The following is an 18,063-nucleotide window of genomic DNA, read 5'->3' as shown; positions in this document are numbered from 1 at the left end:
CAACCGGAAGGCAGTGTGCCCATGCCCGGACAGTCCGCGGCCGTCGTGCCGTTCGAAGTCGAGATCCCGGAATCCGTGGTGACGGATGCGCGGGAGCGCCTGCGCCGCACCAGATGGCCCGAGCCCGAGACGGTCGGCGACTGGTCCCAGGGCACACCCGCGGCCTATCTGCGCGGGCTGTGCCGGTACTGGCTGGACGAGTACGACTGGCGCGCCGCACAGCGGCGGCTGAATCGGTTCCCGCAGTTCGTCACCGAGATAGACGGATTACCAGTGCATTTCGTGCACGCAAGGTCGCCGCACGCCGGCGCGACGGCGCTGCTGATCACGCACGGCTGGCCCGGCTCGGTCACCGAATTCCACAAGGTCGTCGCACCGCTGACCGATCCGGTCGCGTTCGGCGGCAACGCATCCGACGCGTTCCACGTCGTGTGCCCGTCGCTGCCGGGGTTCGGTTTCAGCGGTAAGCCGGAGCGGACCGGGTGGGGCGCGGAGCGGATCGCCGACGCCTGGGACCAGCTGATGCACCGGCTCGGTTACGCCCGCTACGCCGCCCAGGGCGGCGACTGGGGCGCGCGGATCACCATGGCGCTGGCCAGACGGCATCCGCAGCAGGTGCTCGGCATCCACCTGAACATGGTGCCGTTCCGTGCACCGGTGGATGCCGAGGACCTCACCGAGGCGGACCGTCGCGCAGTGGCCGCGCTCGCCGGACATCGTGCCCAGGGCTCGGCATACGCTGCCATTCAGGCGACTCGACCGCAGAGCATCGGCTACGGCCTGACGGATTCGCCTGCGGCGCTGGCCGGTTGGATCATCGACAAGTTCCAGGCCTGGAGCGATTGCGCCGGCGATCCCGGCACCGTCTTCACCGAGGACGAACTGCTCGACAACCTTTTGACGTATTGGCTGCCGGCTACCGGCGCCTCGGCCGCACGGCTCTACTGGGAGAGCTTCGCCGCCGCGACCGGCGACGACAGCCGCATCACGGTGCCCACCGGGTGCTCGGTTTTCCCCGCCGACATCTACCGGCCGACGCGCCGACTGGCCGAGCCGCAGTTCGCCGATCTGCGGCACTGGAACGAGCTCGACCGGGGCGGGCATTTCGCCGCCCTCGAGCAGCCCGCCGTCTTCGTCGACGAGGTCAGGGCCACGTTCCGCGGGCTGCGCTGAGGCGCGACGGTCACCGAACCGGTTCGCGCACAGTGGCATTGTCGCGAAAGCGCAGGCCGACGACGGCGGCGGCCAGTGCGGCGGCGGCCATCGCCACCCAGGCGATGCGGAACTCGCGCAACGCTTGCTGGCCGAGGAGCACGGTGAGGATCGCGACGCCGAGCGCGGAGGAGAGCTGCCGCGACATCATGAGCACCGCGCTGGCCAGCGAGGTCTGCTCCGCCGGCAGGGTGGCCGCCGACCCGAACAGCGCAGGCTGCAACAGCGCGGTGCTGATCCCTGCCAGGATAGCGCCGGGCAGGAACACGGCGAGATACTGCGGCCGGTCCGTCGCGGTGAGCGCCCACCAGCCGCAACCGGCCGCGAGCGCCACGCCGCCGAGCATGGTCGCGATCCGCGCGCCGACCCGGGCCACGATCCGGCCGTACAGCAGCGCCGTCGTCATGGTGCTCAGCGGCATGGGCGCGATGCTGAGCGCCGCGGTCACGACGGAATAGTGCCAGCGACCGGTGAGGAACAGCGTGGCCGCGAGGATCATCGCGGCGAAAGCCAGGTAGTAGAGGAACAACCCGCCGACCGCGACGGTGAACAGCCGGTGCCGGAAGAGCGCGAAGCTGACCACCGGGTCGGGCGCCCGGCGCAGATGCCGCACAGTGAGCGCCGCGAGCAGCACGGTCGCCAGCGCACAGCCGAGAATCGCCTTGGAGGTGTAGCCCCACTCCGGGGCCTGCACGAAGACGGTCGTCAACGCGGCCGCGGTGAGCAACACCAGTGTGGCGCCGAGCAGATCCAGGCGTTTGCGGGCGCCGCGCGCCGCGGCGGGCAGCACCCGGCGCCCGGCCAGCACCGCGACCACGACGACCGGGATGTTGATCAGGAAGATCCACCGCCAGCCGGCGGCCAGCAGCAGACCGCCTGCCACCGGGCCGCTGCCCGCGCCGGCCGCGGCGACGGCGGTCCAGATGCCCATCACCTTGGCGTGTTCGCGCGGCGGGAAGGCGGGCAGAGCCAGGCCGAGCGAGGTCGGGATCAGAATCGCGCCCGCGACGGCCTGCACCACCCGCGCCGCCACCAGCACGCCGAGCGTCGGGGCGAGGGCACAACCCAGCGACGCCACCCCGAACAGCGTCATACCCACCAGGAACGCGGTCTTGCGGCCGATATCGTCGGCTATCCGCCCCGCGGGCACCAGCATCGCCGCGAGCACGATGGTGTAGGCGTTGAGCACCCACGAGACCTGAGCCAGCGTGCTGCCGTGGAAGGTTTGCTCCAGTGCGGGGAACGCGACATTGACCGCGAACAGGTCGAGGATGGCGAGGAATTGGGCGGCCGAGGCGACCGCCAGAATCCGCCACCGCCGGCTGTCGACCTGCAGGACGGCAGGGTTGTCCGGGATGTGGGCTGTCACGTCACGTCACCGTACAGAGCCGTCGCGGCGGCCACGAGTGCCGTGTTTGCCATCATTCGATAGCTTTGTGACATGCCCAGTGTCCCAGGCACTCTCGCGGTGCTGCTGCTCCCGCAGCAGGCCGCCATCGAGGTCGCGCTCGCGTGTCAGGCCTTCGGTACGCCCCCGCACGAGCACGCGGGCGACTGGTACGACCTGCGGTTGTGCGGGGTCGACGGCGCGGGTGCGCACGTCGGCCTGCGGGCCTGGTTCGGTCACGCGGGACCCGCCGGGTCGTTCGGCATGTGCGCCACCCACGGGCTCGACGATCTGGTTACCGCGGATACGGTGCTCGTCCCCGGAACCGGTGACGTGCACACGGATCCGCCCGCGGCCGCGCTGGCCGCCATCCGGGCGGCGCGGGCGCGCGGCGCCCGGATGGTTTCGCTGTGCTCCGGCGCGTTCGTGCTGGCCGCGGCCGGGGTGCTCGACGGCAGAACGGCCACCAGCCACTGGGAGCACGCCGCTCTGCTGGCGAGCCGGTTCCCGGCCGTGCGGGTGGATCCGAACATTCTCTACACCGACGAACCGGACGTGCTCACCAGTGCCGGGCTGATGGCCGGAATCGACCTGTGCCTGCACGTCATCCGCGCGGATCTGGGCACCCGCGCCGCCAACGCGGTGGCGCGCCGGATGATCGTCCCGCCGCATCGGGCGGGCGGTCAGGCGCAGTACATGGCCGCACCCGTGCCCGCCCCGGACGGTGGCTCCGGTCTCGGCGAGGTGCTGGAATGGGCGATGGCGCGGCTGGATCAGCCGACCGGGGTGGGCGATCTCGCGGCCGCGGCGGGTGTGTCCGTGCGTACGCTGATCCGCCGGTTTCATGCCGAACTCGGCACCACGCCGAGCCGCTGGCTGCTCGCGCAGCGCCTGGCCCGCGCCCGCGAACTGCTCGAACGCACCGGCCTGCCGGTCGATCTCGTCGCGGCGCACAGCGGCCTGGGCACCGCGCCCAACCTGCGCGCCCACTTCGCCCGCGAGCTCGGTCTGTCGCCGACGAAGTATCGACGCGACTACAACCCCGGCAGGTAGTGCGCTCTTCGCTTGTGCCGGAGCATCATTCGGGGCGCGCCGCCGCGGCCGCCCGGGCGGCGTGCGGGAGCGCGTCGAGGATCGTGGTGAGCGCGCGGTCGTCGTGCGCGGCGGTGACGAACCAGGCCTCGTAGACACTCGGCGGCAGCGCCACGCCGTGTTCGAGCATGGTGTGGAAGAACGGCGGGAACCGGAAGGTGTCCTGCGCCTGCACGGCCGCGTAGTCGCGGGCCGGGGTGGGGGAGAACAGCACCGAGAACAGGTTGCCCGCCGACTGAACGGTATGCGCGACACCGGCTTCGGTGAGGGCCGCCGCGGTGGCTGCCTGAATCGTGCTACTGGTCTGGTCCAGCAGATCGTAGGTCTTTTGGTCCGCGAGGCGCAGCGTGGCCAGACCCGCGGCGACGGCGAGCGGGTTCCCGGACAGCGTGCCCGCCTGATACACCGGTCCCTCCGGCGCGAGGCACGCCATGACGTCGTGGCGGCCACCGACCGCCGCCAGCGGCATGCCGCCGCCGATCACCTTGCCGAACGCCACCAGGTCGGCGTCGTATTGTGCGGTCGAGCGCGACCTTTCGAGGCCCCAGTAGCCGTCGGGCGCGACCCGGAACCCGGTGAGCACCTCGTCCAGGATCAGCAGCGCGTCGTGCTCGTGCGCGAGGGCGGCCAGCGCGGCGTTGTAGCCGTCGCCGGGCGCGACGACACCCATGTTCGCGGCGGCGGCTTCGACGATGACGGCCGCGATCCGGCCCGGATGCGCGGCGAAAGCGGCACGGACCGCGGCGATGTCGTTGTACGGCAGCACGATCGTCTGCGCAGCGATCGGCTCGGGCACCCCGGCCGAGGCGGGCAGGCCGAAGGTGGCCACGCCGGAGCCCGCGGCGGCCAGCAGGCCGTCGGAGTGACCGTGATAGTGGCCGGCGAACTTGACCACCAACGGTTTTCCGGTGAACCCGCGGGCCAGCCGGATCGCGGTCATCGTCGCCTCGGTGCCGGTGGACACGAGGCGGAGTTCGTCGATCAACCCGCCCTCGGCGCGTGGGCCGCCGAGCCGGGCCACGACGAGTTCGGCCAGCTCGGTCTCGGCCGGTGTGCTGGCACCGAACGACAATCCGCGCGCCGCCGCATCCTGCACGGCCGCAACGACTTCCGGATGTGCGTGACCGAGAATGGCGGGCCCCCAGGAAGCCACGAGATCGACGTACTCGCGGCCCTCCACATCGGTGACATACGGCCCCGCGGCACCCACGATGAACCGGGGCGCGCCTCCGACGGATCGGAAAGCGCGCACCGGCGAGTTCACCCCGCCCGGAATAACCTGCCGCGCACGATCGAACTGGATCTCGTTGCTCGTAGAAGCAGCCATACCCCTCAGCCTAGGGGAGCCGCCGCGTCGCCGGCCGCGGCTCGGCGGCGCAAGACCATGGGCAGTCCGTCGCGGGGGCGCAGGGTCAGGGTGTGTTCGGGGAGGACGCGGGCGCCGGCGGCGAGGTCGAAGGTGTAGCGCTGGGTGAGCATGGCGAGGATGAGTTTGGCCTGGATGCGGGCGAAACCCAGCCCGATGCACTGGCGGTGGCCCGCGCCGAAGGGGAGATATGAAAAGCGGTGGCGGACAAGAGGATTCGCGGTGGTGCCGGTCGCGGGGAAGACGAACTGCCGGTGCTCGGGCAGGAATCGGCGCGGATCGAAACCTTCGGGATTGGGCCAGGACCGCGGGTCGTGGTGCAGGAGATACGGTGCCACGTACACGGTCGCGCCCGCCGGTACATGGTAGCCGCCGAGCACATCGTCGGCGACGGCCTGCCGTTCGATCAACCAGGAAGGCGGATACAGCCGCATCGCCTCCTCGATGACGGCCGAGGTCCACGGCAGCTCGTCGAGGTCGGCGGGCGTGGGCCGGCGGCCGCCGAGCACGGTGTCGACCTCGGCGATCAGGCGCTCGCGCGCCTCGGGATGATTCGACAGCAGCAGCAGGGTCCAGGCCAGCGAGTAGGCCGTGGTGTCGTGCCCGACCAGTAGAAAGGTCTTCAATTCGTCGCGGACCTGCCGCGGACTCATCGCCGCCGCCCCCGCCTCGTCCCGCGCGTCGAGCAACAGACCGAGCAGATCGTGCCGATCATCGCGAGGGTTGTCCTGTCGTTCCCGGATCAGCCGGGCGACCACGTCGTCGAGCACCCCGACCGCCGCGTCCAGCTTGCGCCAGCGCGGCGCCTGCAACCGCAACGCCGCATCGGGTGTGACGCCGGGGATGCGCAGCGGCAGCCAGGTCAGCAGCGAGGTCATCGCCTTGCCGACGCAGCGCAGGATCTCCACGAGCGCCTCGTGCACCCGGGCCGCGTCGTCGGACAGGTCGCCACCGAACAGCGCGGGGCCGGTGACGTCGAGCGTCAATGCGTTCATCGCGACGGAGACGTCGAGCCGGTCGCCGTCGGGACGGGTCGCCCAGCGGGCCAGGGTGCGTTCCGCGGCGTCGATCATGGACTCGGCGAACCGGTCCAGCTGCCTGCGGGCGAACAGCGGCTGCATGATCCGGCGTTGCCTCGTCCAGGACTCGCCCTCGTTGGTCAGCAGCCCGTTGCCCAGCGCCATCGCCGCGACTTTGGCATTGAGGGTCTTGCCGTAGTTGCTCTGCCGCGCGACGAAGACGGCTTCGACGAGATCGGGGTCGTTCACGAGGAAGAACTGCTGCCCGGACGCGTCTATTCGGACGACATTGCCGTAACGCTCGACGAGTTCCTGGAATGCCGAGCACGGATCCCGGCGGATTTCGGTCATTATCCGGAACGCGTCCAGGCCCGTCGGTCCGGGCGCGCGGGCCGGCTCGGTCGCGGTATCGATGAGCGGTGGGGCTTCGGTCACGGTCGTCGCTTCCCGTAATGCTTTGGGGGAGATTTGGCTCGGAGTTGTTCGTCCAAGATCAGGGGTGTTCGCCCGGATTTCAACCCCCCATCCGGGGCATCCCGGACCACGAGTTCCTCTGCCAGACTGGCCCGATGGGCGACAACGACTGTCGAAGCCTGCCTTTCGGAACAGGTCGCGCACCCGCATGGGCGGCGCAGTGAGACGGTCCGTGGGGAGTGAGAGGATCCAGATGGAAGCGGTAGAGCAATTCCTGAAAGAGAATTCGATCACGATGGTCGAGCTCGCCACCCCCGATATGACCGGCGCCCTCCGCGGAAAGCGAATCCCGGTCGAATCCTTTCTGGCCAACGGAATGTCGGACGGGGTCGGGCTTTCCTCGGCGGTATTGGCCTGGGACTACCGGATGGAGGTCATCGAGACCGCCGACTACAGCTGGTCGAACGGATATCCCGACATTTTCCTGCGGCCCGACGTGGCGACTTTGCGGCTGGTGCCGTGGAAGCCGAAGACGGCGCTGGTCTTCTGTGACGTGGTGGACGCCGCCGGCGAACTCGCCGCGATCGCGCCGCGCGACGTGCTGCGCCGCGTCGTCGCCGATGTCGAAAACGCCGGTCTCGCACCGTATATCGCGATGGAGACCGAGTTCTACGCGCTCGACGGCGAGTCGCTGCGCGCGCCCGGAGATCGCAACCCGGTCTACAGCCTGCACGACAACCATTACCTGGAGCCGTTTCTCGACGAGATCTGCGCCATGCTGCTGAGCGCCGACGTCGAGGTCGAGGCGTGTGGCGCCGAGTACGCGCCCGGTCAGGTCGAGATCAACCTGACCCCCTCCGATCCCGTCACCGCGGCCGACAGCCTGCTGTTCTTCCGTTATGCCGTCAAACAACTCGCACCGCGGCACGGGTACCGCGCCACGTTCATGGCGAAGCCGTTCGGCGATCTCTCCGGCAGTGGGTTGCACATCCATCAGAGCATGTGGGGGAAGGACAAGAACAACGCGTTCTGGGACGCGCGGACCGGCGGGCTGAGCACGGTCGGCGGCAATTATGTTGCGGGACTGCTGAAGTACGCGGCCGAGCTGCAACTCGTCGCGGTTCCCACGCCCAACGGTTACAAGCGCGTGACGGATCATTCGTTCGCACCGACGAACCTGTCCTGGGGCTTCGACAACCGGTGCGCCGCCGTGCGGGTGCTGATCCGGGAGGCCAAGGGCACTCGGGTGGAGACGCGGATCGCTGCCGCCGACGCCAATCCCTATCTGCTCGCCGCAGCCCAGCTCGCGGCGGGCGCGGCCGGCGTCACCGCAGGGCTGGCACCGGCCGAGCCCGCCGCGAACTCCTATGTGTCGGCGGAATACCCGCCGCTGCCGACGAATATCTGGGCGGCGGCAACGCTTTTCGGCGAGAGCGAATTCGCCCGGCGGACCCTCGGCGCGGGGACCGTGCAGAACCTGTGCCAGGTGGCGCGCAGCGAGGCCGCGGCGGGCCAGCGAGAAGTGACCGAATGGGAGCGCGCGCGGTATCTGGACTCGGTGTAGGCGACGGCGCTGCGACCTTTTCGATCGTCAGGAAGTAGGAGATACCCGTGTGTGGTGTGGTCGGATTCATTGACAGCGGATTACGAAAAGACCAGCGGCTGGACTTGGTGCGGCGGGGGATTCGGGCGATCGCGCATCGCGGTCCGGACGAAGTGGGCCTCTACGACAGCACCGATTTCACCCTCGGCACCGTCCGGCTCTCGGTCATCGACCCCAGGCTCGGCCAGCAGCCCATGGTCACGCCGGACCAGCGATACATCGCCGGATTCAACGGCGAGGTGTTCAACTATCTCGAACTGCGCAGCGAACTGGAGGGTTACGGCGTTCGTTTCCGGACGAACTCCGATACCGAGGTGCTGCTGCATTCCTTCGCCTATTGGGGCCTCGACGCGCTTTCCCGATTGAACGGCCAATACGGCTTCGTGTTCTACGACAGGTGGGAACGGACCCTGATCCTGGGCCGGGACCGCTTCGGTGAGCGGCCGATGTTCTACACCGAGCAGGACGGCACCTTCTATTTCGCGTCCGAGATCAAGGGACTGTTCGCGTTTCCGCGGGTGCCGCGCGAGCTGGCCGCGGACAAGGTGCGGCGCGCGATGCGGTACTGGAGCCCGGTCCCCGGCGAGACCTGTTTCACCGGCATCGACGCGATCCCGCCGGGACACATCCTCACCGTCCGGGACGGGCAGGCGGAGCTGTCGAAGTACTACCACGGCATCGCGCGTCAGGATGCCATCGCACCGCCGAAGTCCTTCGAGGAGGCGAAAAGCGGACTGCGGGAGGTGATCCGGGACTCGGTGCGGCTGCGACTGCGCGGCGACTATCCGCTGGGCACCTACATCAGCGGCGGTATCGACTCGGCCGTCATCTCCTCGGTGATGAGCGAGCTGATCGGGGAGCCGCTCACCACGTTCTCCATCGACGCGGCGGACAGTCCGGTGGACGAGTCGCCGTACCAGCAGGCCATGGTGGACCGGCTGGGCAGTAAACACACCCGGATACCGGTGTCGCGCGCACAGGTCCGGGAGCGGTTCCCGCATGTCGTGCGGCAGTGCGAGCAACCGTTGCATTTCACCGCGCCGGTGGCCTACGGCGTGCTGGCCGAGCACGTCGGGCTGGCCGGGGTGCGCATCATTCTCGGCGGCGAGGGCGCCGACGAACTGTTCGCCGGCTACGACGTGGCCAAAGAGGCGACGATCCTCGAACGGTGTTTACGCGGTGGGTCTTTCGCGGGTGCGGCGGAGGAACTGGAGCTGGCGCTGAACGATATGCGCTACAGCGACGCCACCAACGCCGCCGCGATCCTTCGCTTCTACGCCGACCGCGCGGACCGTGACTTCACCCTCGGCGCGCACCTGCGCCGCTTCGAAACCGAACCGGTCGACCAGCTCATCGCCGCGTCCGGCGATGTCTACGACGACCACGCGGTGCTGCTGCGCCGGTTGCGCACCGAGTTTCCCGACTTCGATCAGCGGCCCGCGATCGACCGATCGATGCTCGTGGACATGCACACGTTCCTGATCGGCTACGGGATGACGTGCCTGGGTGATCGGGCCGGCACGGGTTACGGCGTCGAAGGGCGCTATCCGTTCATGGACTCGCACGTGGTGGAGTACGCGGCGGCGCTGCCGGTCGACTGGAAGCTGAACGGCGCGCGGGCGAAACATATTCTGCGCGAGGCTTATTCCGATCGGCTGCCGCACGGCATCGTCAATCGGCCGAAGTTCGGGATGCGACTGCCCGGCGCGGAGGCGCTGCTGCCCGACGGTGACGACTGGGTGGCCGCGGTGCTGAGCCCGGCCACGATCAAGCGGGTCGGATTCCTGGTGCCCGAGGCGGTGGACCGGCTCGTCGACCGGGTGACCGGATCACAATCGCCGCGGGTGCCGTATCCGTTCGGCGACGCCTATGTGCACTTGCTCAGCGTGCTGCTGATGGAGGAGTTCCTGATCCACGACTTCCAGGTGCCCGAGGTCGACATCGACCGCATCATGATGCGCGACATCGACGGGGACCACGACCCGGTGGGCACGGCCGCGCGCTGACGCCAGCCAAGAGAGGATCCATCATGTCCCATGTCGACCTGGTCGACGATGTGCGAGAGGTCGGGACGGCGGTCCTGGAAGCCCTTGTCGCACATGTCGAATCCGTCCGGGCCGGATCGGGTGAGGTCGTCTCGGCGGCCGATATCGACACGGTGTCCAAGCGGCTCGAACTGCGCCGGTGGGTGGAGGAAGGGGGCATGACCCTGCCCGAACTGCTTTCCTTCGTCACCACCTACAGCGATATCTCGGCCAGCCATCACCACCCGGGATACATGGGGCATCAGATCGCGCCCTCGGATACCCCCGGTGTGGTCGCCGACCTGCTGCAAGCGGTGACCAACAACATTCCGCTGGTGTACGAGCTGGCACCGGCCGCCGCGGCGGTGGACCGGTCGGTGTGCCGCTGGATGCTCGACCACGTCGGCTGGGGCGAGACCGGTCTCGGCGCCATCACCAACGGCGGCACGCTGGGCAATCTGACCGCGCTGCTCGCGGCGCGTTCGCATGCCGACGCGACCGCGTGGCAGCGGGGAACGCCGGGCGATCTGGTCATCCTGGCGCCCGCCACGAGTCACTACTCGGTCCGAAAAGCGGCCGCTGTCATGGGGTTAGGGGTGAACGGCGTCTACCCGCTGCGCACCGACGCGCTGGGCCGCATCGACCCGGCGGGGCTGGCCCCGGCGCTGGCCGACGTGCGCGCCCAGGGCCTGCGGCCCGTCGCGCTGGTGGCTAACGGCTGCGCCACCGGGACGGGCCTGTACGACCCGATCGCGGAGGTGGCGCAGTTCTGCGAGGCCAACGGACTGTGGCTGCACATGGACGGCGCGCACGGTGCGGCCGCGCTGCTCTCGCCGCGGCTGCGCGGTCTGCTCGCCGGCCTCGAACGCGCGGACTCCACGGTGTGGGACGGGCACAAGATGCTGCGCACCTCGGCCCTGTGCACCGGGGTGCTGTTCCGCGAAAAGCGTTATCTGGACACGATGTTCAAACAGGACGCGAGCTATCTGTACCGGCCCGAAGCCGAAGACGTCGATCCCGGGCAGTACACCTTCGAGACCTCGAAGGCACCGCTCGGGTTGAAGATCTTGCTCACCCTGGCCTATCGCGGTGAGGCATCGTTGCGCTCCTACGTCGAGCGGCAGTACGGTCTGGCCACCGAGCTGTGGGAGCTCATTCAGGAACGGCCCGATTTCACCGCGCCATATCGGCCGCAGAGCAACATCCTCTGCTTCCGCTACGAACCGTGCGGCGACCGGCAGCTCGAGCTGCGGGCGCGGCTGATCCAGGACGGCCGGTTCTATTTGTCGTCCTTCCAGCTGGGCGGTCGCCCGTACCTACGGGCCTCGCTCATGTCCCCGACCACCGACCGGCAGACGCTGCACGAGCTCCTGGAGGTGATCACGAAGGTCGCTGCCGTGTGATGTTCCGCTGTGGGACATGGCATCTCGTGCTCCCGGTCTGGCCGAAGTGGCTGTGGCCGCCTCCGGGTTGGCGGACACTGTAGACAGGTCGTTCTCGTACGGGAGGGAGACACGTCATGGATGAGCAGGGCGCGACCGTGCGGGTCGCGACAGCGCCGCATCGATTGCCGGTGCTGGGGCACCTGCTGTCGCTGCGGCGGGATCCGCTGGGCTTCATGGCGTCGCTGCCCGCGCACGGCGATCTGGTCCGCATCGGTCTCGGGCCGGTCACCGCCGTGGTGGTCTGCGACCCCGAGCTGACCCAGCAGATGCTGCGGCAGGACCGCATCTTCGACAAGGGCGGCCCGCAATTCGACCGCGGCCGCGAACTGGTCGGCCACGGCCTGGCCACCTGTCCGTACGCGATGCACCGGCGGCAGCGGCGGCTGTTGCAGCCCGCCTTCCACGCCGATCGGATCACCGGATACGCGCCGATGATGACCTATCAGATCACCGAGATGGTCGATTCCTGGCGCGACGGCGAGGTAATCGACGTCAAAGCGCAACTGCACACCCTCGCCGCCAAGGTGACCGCGGCGACGCTGTTCGGGCAGGCGATGCCGGAATCCGACCAGCAGCGGCTGTTGCACGACGTGGAGGTGGTCTTCGCGGGCGTGATCCGGCAGGCGATGATGCCGGAGTGGGTGCGCCGCTGGCCGGTACTGGGCAATCGCGCCTGCCTGCGGGCCGCCGAGGAGGCGCGCGCCATCCTCGGTGAGCTGGTCGCCGCCCGGCGTGCCGAGGGCGTCGACCACGGCGATCTCTGTTCGGCCCTGGTCATGGCCCGCGACAACGACGGCGGGCAGTTGAGCGACGGCGAGATCGTCGATCAGGTGCTCACCTTCTTCTTCGCGGGCACCGACACCACCGCGACGGCGCTGGCCTGGGCGTTGATCCAGCTCGACCGGCATCCGGAGGTCGCCGCCCGGTTGCACGCCGAGGTCGACGCCGTCCTGGCGGGGGCCGCCGCGCGGCATGGAGACCTGCCGCGCCTGCCGTTCACCGGTCGGGTCATCGCCGAAACCCTGCGCTTGCGTCCGCCGGCCTGGTTGTCGACCCGCACGGTGACCGAGGACACCGAGCTCGGCGGTCACCCGCTGCCTGCGGGCAGCACGGTGATCTTCAGCTCGTACCTGATCCAGCACCGCCCCGACCTCTATCCGGACCCCGAGCGATTCGATCCCGACCGTTTCGATCCGGCCCGGCCCGAGCCGCCGCGCGACGCGCAGTTGGCCTTCGCGGCGGGCGCGCGCAAATGCATCGGGGACCGGTACGCGCTGACCGAGGCCACCCTGGCGCTGGCCACCATCGCTACCCGCTGGCGTTTGCGCAGCCTGCGCGGTACCGATATCCGGCCGACACTTGCCGTGGTCCCCGAACCGCGGCGACTGCGGATGCGCGCCACCGCCCGCTCGCCGCGCAGCGCGCGAGCCGAGGAACCGGGGCAACTGGTCTGAGGGTCGGGAACCACTGCGTCAGTGGCTGATTCGCACGACGCGACCGTCAGCGGAACAGGCGCGGTAGATACTGCACCATGAGCGTGGACCAGGTGAGGTGGGTGAGCATCGGCGCCTGGATGCCGCCGGTGGCGCGGCGTTGCAGACCGAACAGCGTGCCCATCAGGACCGAGGCGAGCACCAGTGCCGGATTGCGGGTGGCGGCGGTGGTGCAGGCGTAGACGCCGGTGGAGGCGAGAACGGGATGGCGTCCGGCGACGGAGTAGACGGCACCGCGGAAGAAGATCTCCTCGGCGGCGCCGTTGGCCAGCGTGATCAGCAGCACCCGCGGCGTGGGTCCGCGTTCGGCGTAGCGCAGCACGCCGGTGATCGCCTTGCGCAGGAAGGGAATTCGCCGGGCGACCAGGCCGCAGCCGTAGAAGACGGCGAACGTGGCCGCGCCGAGCGCGATGGGGGCGAGCACGGGCGCGGGCCGCTCGCCTTCGCGTGGTGTGCGACCGCCCAGCGTCCAGGTCGCCGCGGTGGCGAGGGTGAGCCGGTAGAACCGCGCGGAATCGGGCTCGGCGGCGAACGAGGCGCCGAGCAGGCCGGTGCCCGTTAGGGCGACGGCCGCGACCCGGCGACGGCGGGCGAGCAGACCGGCGGAACTCATGCGGCGCGTGCCGCTTTCGCGCGTTCCCCGAGCGCGCGCAGGACGGCGGCGTCGTAGTCGAGCGGGTCGAACGGCACCAGTGCGCGAATGCTGTTGTCCCGCACCACCACCTCGTTGGTCATCGAGTCCACCAGGGCGCGGCCCGTGGTGGTGTCGACATCGGTCACCAGCGACAGCCACAGCGAGGACATCCGCGGCGAGAGCAGCGGCACCGGCACCACGAGCAGCGACCGGCCTTCGATCTCGGCGACCCGGCGGAGCATGTCGAGATATTCGAGGACGTCGGGGCCGCCGATGTCGAAGGTGCGTCCGGTGGTTTCGGGGTTGGCCAAGACCCCGACCAGGTAGCGCACCACGTCGTCGACGGCGATCGGCTGCGTCCGGGTGCGTACCCAGCGCGGCGTGACCATCGCGGGCAGGTGCTCGACCAGTTGCCGGGTGATCTCCCAGGAGATACCGCCGTGTCCGACAATGATTCCCGCGCGCAGCGTGGTCACCGGCACGCCCGCAGCGCCCAGCAATCCCTCGACCTCACGGCGGCTGCGCAGGTGCGCGGACAAGTCGTCGGTATCGTCGCCGAGTCCGCCGAGATAGATGATCCGGCGCACCCCGGCCTCGGCGGCGGCGCGGCCGAAGTTGCGGGCGGCCGCGGCATCGCGGCGCCGGAAATCGGCTTCGGCCAGCGAGTGGACCAGGTAGTACGCGGCGTCGCAGTCGTGCAGCGCGGCGCGCAAGGAATCGGGGTCGGCGACATCGCCGCCGATCGGTGTGCCGCTGCCGCGGTAGGACTCCGGATGCCGGGTCATGGCGCGGACGGCACGTCCGGTCGCCGCCAGCTCGGGACACAGTCGCTGCCCGACGAAGCCGGTCGATCCGGCGACGAGCACAGTCATTGGCGCATCCTCTCCGTCGCGGTGGGTGGTGCCGGGGTGGTGAGCCGTTCTCCGCCAGGCTACTCGAGCCCGCGGCGCGGCCTCGCCGAGCCGCAGCCGATCGGGGGCACACCCCCGCCGATCGGCTGGAACATCCGTGCCGGACGGCCGGTTTCCCGGCTGCGCGCTACCCCGGCGGGGGCGGGCCGGGCAACCTGGGCCGATGCAGGTGTGCTCGTGATTCGCGTCGCCGTCGTCGACGACGAGGCGCTGGTCCGCGCGGGTTTCGCACTGATCCTCGGCGCCACGGACGATATCGAGGTCGTCCTCACCAGCTCGGGTGTGGCGGCCGTGGACGCGATCCGAGCGGCGGCGCCACAGGTGGTGCTGCTGGACATCCGGATGCCGGAGGTCGACGGTTTGCACTTGCTGTCCCGGCTGATCGAGGCGCCCGATCCGCCGGCGGTCGCCATGTTGACGACCTTCGCCGCCGACGACTACATCGCCGACGCGCTCCGGCGCGGCGCTTCCGGCTTCATTCTCGAAGACACCGACCCGCTGCGCCTGGGGGCGATGGTCCGCGTGCTGGCGGCCGGCGGGGTGGTGCTGTCACCGGCCGTGACCGAGGTGGTGGTCGAGCGTTATCTGGCCGCGGCCGCGGCGGTCACGCCGGAAACGGTGCGGCTGTTGACGGATCGGGAACGCGATATCGTCGTGCTCATCGCCGCAGGCCTGTCCAACGCGGACATCGGTACGCGCCTGCATCTGAGCATCGGCACGGTCAAGGACGCGATGCGCATCATCTTCGGCAAATTGCAGGTGCGCACCCGGGTGCAGGCCGCGCTGATCGCGGAACGCGCGGGCCTCGTGCCCGCGGACCTGAGCCGGTGGCGTCCGGCGGCGCAGCAATCCGGCACGCAGGTCTGAGGCTGCACAAGACAACGCCCGCCACCGATCATATTCGGTAGCGGGCGAGCGGATTTCGTCGTTCAGCGCAGTGCGAGGCGGCGGTACTCGAGGGCGGTGGCCACGGCGTAACCGCCGCCGCCGGCGATCGCGAGGACGGCGAAGAAGCCCGGCATGCCGACGAAGAGTGCGGCGGTCGAGACCAGGGCGAGCCAGGCGCCGAGGCCGTAGTGCAGCACGTTGCGGCGTGCGGCGCCCTCGCCGAGGTACAGCAGGCCGACGACGAGCCCGGAGCCGGCCGGCCACAGCACCGATTGCAGCTCGGGCAGACCCGCGGTGGTGGTGAGTCCGGTGATGGCCACGAACAGTGCCCCGAAGCCCACCGCCCAGGACAGTCCGAGGAGTTGCCCGGTCAGTACGTCGGGTTTGGCGGCGCCACGCTGGGCGCGGAGCGCGGCACGGGTGGCGCAGACGGTGCCGACCGCGAAACCCATGCCCAACAGCGCGAGTGGCAGCCAGGCGGGCAGGGCCAGCAGCGGATCGTCGCCCCGGGAGAGCGCGGCGGCACCGTGCCCCAGGATGTAGGCGAGTCCGAAACTCACGTAGGTGGACCGATTGTCGACGTCGCCGCTGCGGGAGAGGACGGGCGCGGGGGCGAGCGGGGCGGCGAGTTGTGCGGTGGTCATGACAGGAGCCTCCGAGATAAGGGTGTGGATCGGGGTACGGGAGAAGTGCGGTGGTCAGCGGGGCGCGTCCGGCACGATGACGACTTTGCCTGCGACGGTGTGTGATTCGGCGAGGGTCAGCGCCGCCGCCGCCTCGGACAGCGGGAACTCCGCGGCGATCTGCGGGGTGAGCGCGCCCTCGGCCAGCAGGCGGAACACCTGGGTGAGGTCCTCGCGCAGGTGCCTGCGGAACACGTCGAGGCGACGCCGGCCCGCCCAGAGGTTGTAGAAGCGCGCGCTCTTGCCGTTGGGCAACAGGTGCCACAGCAGCAGTCGCGGAAACAGCTTCAGCACGGGCAGTTTCGGGTTGCCGTCCGCGTTCTTCGTCGCCGCGGTGCCGTAGGAGACGAGCGTGCCGCCGCGGCGCAGCAGCCGCCACGAATCGACCACGGTGGGCCCGCCGACGTGATCGAAGACCGCGTCGACGCCGTCCGGCGCGATCTCCCTGATCCGGCGGTACATGTCCGGATCGCGGTAGTCGACCGTGGTCACGCCCTGCTCGCGCAGCGCGGCGTGGTGGCGCGGGGCGGCGGTGCCGATCACGGTGATCCCGGCCTGCCGGGCCAGTTGCACGAGCGTGGAGCCGACACCACCGTTCGCGCCGAGCACGACAACCGTTGCGCCGGTGCGCACCTGCGCCGTCCGATGCAGCAGTTGCCAGGCCGTCAGTCCGTTGACGACCACCGTTTCGGCGGCGGCCGGGGTCACCCCGTCCGGCACGGGCACCAGGTCCGCGGCGTCCAGCACGAGGGCGCTGGCCCAGGCGCCGACCTTGGTGACGGCGGCGAAGCGGCAGCCGATCAAGCCGGTGTCGACGCCCGGGCCGGTCGCGGTGACCGTGCCGACCACGTCGTAGCCCGGCACGAAGGGGAACGGCGGTTGGTCGAAGTACTTGCCGCGGCGCATCTGCTGTTCGGCGAACGAGACGCCGGTCGCCTCCATGCCCAGGACCACCTGACCGGCGGCGGGTGTCGGCAGATCGCGGGTGGTGACCCGCAGGCCATCGGGCTCGACCCTGTCCGGCAGGACGATCGCCGTGATGGTGGCGGTGCTGTTGTTCATGGTGTGTCCGATCCGATCCGGTTGAGCTAACGGATGTAAGGCTACGGCTGTTAGGCGAGATTCCGCAAGGGCTAACAGCTGTAAGTTTTGATCTGTAAGGTTTTGGTCATGAACGAGAACGACAGCGCGACGCGCACCCGCGTGCGCAACCCGCGGGGCGAGGGCGCGCGGCTGCGGGACGAGATCGTGGCGGCGGCCGTCGCGCTGCTCGACGAAACGGGCGACGGCAGCGCGCTGACCCTGCGATCGGTCGCGCGGCGGGCCGGGATCGCGGCGCCTTCGATCTATCGGCACTTTCCGCGCCAATCGGCGATCATGCCCGCGGTCGTGCACGATGCCTTCGCCCAGTTGGACGCGCAGTTGCGGGCGGCGGTGCGGGCCGCGGGGGACTCGCCCCGGGATCGTTTGGCCGCAGTGTGTTTCGGCTATCTGGAGTTCGCCTGTGCGCGTCCGGGGCGCTACCGCACCATGTTCGGCGGCGGCTGGGTGCCCGACCGCGACGACGGCACTGTCTCCGAGGGCGAAATGGCGGTCCTGGGGCAGTCGAGCCTGCGACTGCTCGCGGCTGCGCTCGCCGATTGTGTTGCCGCGGGCCACGCTCGGAGCGCGGACCCGGCCGTGGACGCGGTGGCGCTGTGGCTCGGGCTGCACGGCCTCGCGCATCAGCGTGCGGTCGCCCCTTCGTTCCCCTGGCCCGCCGAGATCGTCGAACGTCTCGTCATCACCCTCGCGCACTTGACCACTCCGTGAGCACGGTTCGGCACCTAGGCGAAAAGCGTTGCGATGCAGGGTGGTCGGGGCGCATGGACACCGCTGCCGGGCACTCGGGT

The 18,063-nt window shown here is 69.9% G+C and carries 15 protein-coding genes; 8 read left to right on the top strand and 7 right to left on the bottom strand.

Annotated features, from left to right (window positions below; genetic code table 11):
- Positions 1-21 precede the first annotated feature (21 nt).
- The gene (locus tag TY25_RS19615) at positions 22-1,173 is read left to right on the top strand and encodes an epoxide hydrolase family protein (RefSeq protein ID WP_042258232.1); all 1,152 of its coding nucleotides are present in this window, start codon (positions 22-24) and stop codon (positions 1,171-1,173) included.
- 10 nt (positions 1,174-1,183) lie between these two features.
- Here TY25_RS19615 and TY25_RS19610 read toward each other — a convergent pair whose 3' ends face one another.
- Positions 1,184-2,581 (bottom strand): MFS transporter, encoded by a 1,398-nt coding sequence (locus tag TY25_RS19610; RefSeq protein WP_052383075.1) that lies wholly within the window; start codon positions 2,579-2,581, stop codon positions 1,184-1,186.
- 72 nt (positions 2,582-2,653) lie between these two features.
- Here TY25_RS19610 and TY25_RS19605 point away from each other — a divergent pair, with 72 nt between their 5' ends.
- Positions 2,654-3,652 (top strand): GlxA family transcriptional regulator, encoded by a 999-nt coding sequence (locus TY25_RS19605; protein WP_042258231.1) that lies wholly within the window; start codon positions 2,654-2,656, stop codon positions 3,650-3,652.
- Between the two features lie 25 nt (positions 3,653-3,677).
- Here the strand turns inward: TY25_RS19605 and TY25_RS19600 are convergent, their stop codons facing one another.
- Both TY25_RS19600 and TY25_RS19595 read right to left on the bottom strand, forming a co-directional pair.
- Positions 3,678-5,018: a glutamate-1-semialdehyde 2,1-aminomutase gene (locus TY25_RS19600; protein ID WP_042258229.1), complete on the bottom strand. Its 1,341-nt coding sequence runs from the start codon at positions 5,016-5,018 to the stop codon at positions 3,678-3,680.
- Positions 5,019-5,023: 5 nt separating this feature from the next.
- Positions 5,024-6,511, bottom strand: coding sequence for a cytochrome P450 (locus TY25_RS19595; RefSeq protein ID WP_052383074.1), 1,488 nt, complete (start codon positions 6,509-6,511; stop codon positions 5,024-5,026).
- Between the two features lie 232 nt (positions 6,512-6,743).
- Between TY25_RS19595 and TY25_RS19590 the strand changes: the two genes are divergently transcribed.
- The 4 genes from TY25_RS19590 (at position 6,744) to TY25_RS19575 (ending at position 13,016) form a co-directional block, all read left to right on the top strand.
- Positions 6,744-8,054 (top strand): glutamine synthetase family protein, encoded by a 1,311-nt coding sequence (locus tag TY25_RS19590; RefSeq protein ID WP_042258228.1) that lies wholly within the window; start codon positions 6,744-6,746, stop codon positions 8,052-8,054.
- Between the two features lie 56 nt (positions 8,055-8,110).
- Complete coding sequence (gene asnB, locus TY25_RS19585; protein WP_042258227.1) at positions 8,111-10,099, top strand: asparagine synthase (glutamine-hydrolyzing); 1,989 nt, start codon at positions 8,111-8,113, stop codon at positions 10,097-10,099.
- A 23-nt stretch (positions 10,100-10,122) separates the two neighbouring features.
- Complete coding sequence (locus TY25_RS19580) at positions 10,123-11,520, top strand: pyridoxal phosphate-dependent decarboxylase family protein (protein ID WP_052383073.1); 1,398 nt, start codon at positions 10,123-10,125, stop codon at positions 11,518-11,520.
- Between the two features lie 116 nt (positions 11,521-11,636).
- On the top strand, positions 11,637-13,016 hold the full coding sequence (locus TY25_RS19575; RefSeq protein ID WP_042258226.1) for a cytochrome P450: 1,380 nt from the start codon (positions 11,637-11,639) through the stop codon (positions 13,014-13,016).
- Between the two features lie 46 nt (positions 13,017-13,062).
- Here TY25_RS19575 and TY25_RS19570 read toward each other — a convergent pair whose 3' ends face one another.
- Positions 13,063-13,668 (bottom strand): CPBP family intramembrane glutamic endopeptidase, encoded by a 606-nt coding sequence (locus tag TY25_RS19570; protein WP_042258225.1) that lies wholly within the window; start codon positions 13,666-13,668, stop codon positions 13,063-13,065.
- On the bottom strand, positions 13,665-14,561 hold the full coding sequence (locus tag TY25_RS19565) for an NAD(P)H-binding protein (RefSeq protein ID WP_042258224.1): 897 nt from the start codon (positions 14,559-14,561) through the stop codon (positions 13,665-13,667). The genes TY25_RS19570 and TY25_RS19565 overlap by 4 nt, the downstream gene beginning before the upstream one ends.
- Before the next feature lie 39 nt (positions 14,562-14,600).
- Between TY25_RS19565 and TY25_RS19560 the strand changes: the two genes are divergently transcribed.
- Entirely contained in the window at positions 14,601-15,467 is an 867-nt protein-coding gene (locus TY25_RS19560) for a response regulator (protein WP_226887362.1), read from the top strand.
- A 62-nt stretch (positions 15,468-15,529) separates the two neighbouring features.
- Here TY25_RS19560 and TY25_RS19555 read toward each other — a convergent pair whose 3' ends face one another.
- Both TY25_RS19555 and TY25_RS19550 read right to left on the bottom strand, forming a co-directional pair.
- Entirely contained in the window at positions 15,530-16,132 is a 603-nt protein-coding gene (locus tag TY25_RS19555; protein ID WP_042258223.1) for a hypothetical protein, read from the bottom strand.
- A 54-nt stretch (positions 16,133-16,186) separates the two neighbouring features.
- Entirely contained in the window at positions 16,187-17,233 is a 1,047-nt protein-coding gene (locus TY25_RS19550; protein WP_042258222.1) for a medium chain dehydrogenase/reductase family protein, read from the bottom strand.
- Positions 17,234-17,341: 108 nt separating this feature from the next.
- Between TY25_RS19550 and TY25_RS19545 the strand changes: the two genes are divergently transcribed.
- Complete coding sequence (locus tag TY25_RS19545; RefSeq protein ID WP_042258221.1) at positions 17,342-17,983, top strand: TetR/AcrR family transcriptional regulator; 642 nt, start codon at positions 17,342-17,344, stop codon at positions 17,981-17,983.
- Positions 17,984-18,063: the final 80 nt, after the last annotated feature.

Origin of the sequence: Nocardia brasiliensis NBRC 14402 (genome assembly GCF_000308475.2) — a bacterium.
In the GTDB taxonomy this organism is placed as follows: domain Bacteria; phylum Actinomycetota; class Actinomycetes; order Mycobacteriales; family Mycobacteriaceae; genus Nocardia; species Nocardia brasiliensis.
Note: the sequence above shows the minus strand (reverse complement) of the source record. Positions and strands in the feature narration are given on the sequence as shown.